This window comes from Verrucosispora sp. SN26_14.1, assembly GCF_004307965.1.
Taxonomy (GTDB): domain Bacteria; phylum Actinomycetota; class Actinomycetes; order Mycobacteriales; family Micromonosporaceae; genus Micromonospora.
Window position 1 is genome coordinate 1 of record NZ_SISL01000718.1, and the last position, 1,943, is coordinate 1,943.

The following is a 1,943-nucleotide window of genomic DNA, read 5'->3' on the forward strand; positions in this document are numbered from 1 at the left end:
TCAGCGCTAGTCTCGTGGGCTCGGAGATGTGTATCAGCGCCAGGGTCAACGCCCGGGGCGGCCGACTCAACGGCAGCGTCCGTGGCCCGACCCCGTCGTCCCGGTCCGGAGCATCGTCCCGGTCCGGAGCGTCCTCCTGGTGCTGAGCGTCGTGCCTGTCGTCGACCTGCGGCGCTCCGCTGCCCGCTCCGGGCGTCGACGGCTCCGGAGAAGCGGGCGGCGGTGGCCCATCGGGGTTCGGGGTGGGTCCGTCGCCGGGTGGATCGGTCGGCCCGAGTTCGTAGAGGAAGCGGCTGGGCTGCTCCTCGTGGTCGTCGCCGCCGACGGCCGCCGACGCGACGGCGCTGACCAGCAGTCGCCGCCGGGCCCGGGTCACCGCGACGTGGAACAGCCGCCGTTCCTCGTCGAGCAACGCGGAGGTCTGTCCGACCAGGGTGGCGACCTCCCCGGCACCGTCCGCCCGGCCGGTCATCACGTCGACCAGCCGTTCCGAGCCGAGCAGGCTGCCGCGCAACCGCAGGTCCGGCCAGACGCCCTCCTGCACCCCGGCGACGGCGACCAGATCCCACTCCAGGCCCTTCGCGGCGTGCGCGGTGAGCAGGCGTACCGCGTCGCCCCGGTCGGCGGAGGAGGCGAGCGTGTCGGCGGGGAGTTCCTGGGCGAGCACATGGTCGAGGAAGACCTCGGTCCGCGCGCCCGGTAAACGGTCGGTGAACCGGGCGGCGGCGTCGAAGAGCACCAGCACCGCGTCCAGGTCCCGGTCGGCCGCCTCGGCCCGACGCCGCCGGGCCAGGTCGCCCTCACCGGCCACGGCCGGTCCCCGGGCCAGCGCGGCGGACCACAGCTCGGCCAGCCCGCTGGCCTGCCAGACCGCCCAGAGGACGTCCTCGACGGTGGCGCCCGGTCGACCGGCCGTCTCGCGGGCCACCGCCAGCAGCCCGGCCACCGTCTGCGCCGACTCGGCCCAGCGCCGCTCCACCCCGGCCAGCTCGGCCGGGTCCTGCAACGCCTCGACGATCAGCTCGCCGGAGGGCCGACGGTCGCCGCCGGCCAGGGCGAGCGCGCGTAGGCCCTGCCGCAGCCGGCGCTCCGCCAGCGGATCGGCACCGCCGAGCGGCGAGTGCAGCAACGCGACGGCGGCCTCCTCGTCCAGCCGCTCCGGCTCCAACGCGCAGCGCAACAGCAGCAGCAGCGGCGCGACCGCCGGTTGCAGGTGCAACGGCAGGTCCTCGCCGTGCACCACGGTCGGTACGCCGGCGGCGTGCAGCGCCCGCCGCAACCCGGGCAGTTGCCGCCCGGTGGAACGGACCAGCACCGCCATCCGGGCCCAGGGCACGCCGCCGAGCAGGTGCGCCTCGCGCAGCGCGTGTGCCAGCCAGGCCGCCTCGCTGGTGGCCGAACGGAAGGTCCGGACCTCGACGGTGCCCGGTGGCGTGTCGGGCAACGGGTGCAGCCGACGGTGTGCCGCCGGACCACGCAACCGTCGACCCAGCCGGGACGCGGCAGCGAGCAGCCGCTCCCCCGCGCGGTAACTGGTGGTGAGCAGCACCTGCGCGGCCGGCGCACCGGAGGCGGTGCGGAACCGGTGCGGGAACGTCGTCACACCGGCCGGATCGGTGCCCCGGAAGGCGTACGTGGAGGAGTCGGGATCGGCGAAGGCCACCAGCGGCGTGCCGCCCCCGGCGACCGTGTCCAACAGGTCGAGCTGCGCAGGGTCGGTGTCGGCCAGCTCGTCGACGTAGACGTACGCGAGACGACGCCGCTCGGACGCCAGCACCTCCGCGTCGTCGCGCAGTAGACCGGTCGCCGCCCGGACCAGCTCCGCCGGGTCGTACGCGACCGAGCCCCGGTTGGCGACGTCCCGCAGCGCCAGCACCGCGACGTACTCACGCAGGAAGCGGGCGGCGGCCGGCCAGTCGGCGCGGCCGAGCCGCTCGCCGAGC

Annotated in this window: 1 protein-coding gene; it reads right to left on the reverse strand. The window is 76.0% G+C overall.

Annotated features, from left to right (window positions below; genetic code table 11):
- A partial coding sequence (locus EYA84_RS31250) for an ATP-dependent helicase (RefSeq protein ID WP_131057780.1) occupies positions 1 to 1,943 on the reverse strand: 1,943 nt, incomplete at both ends.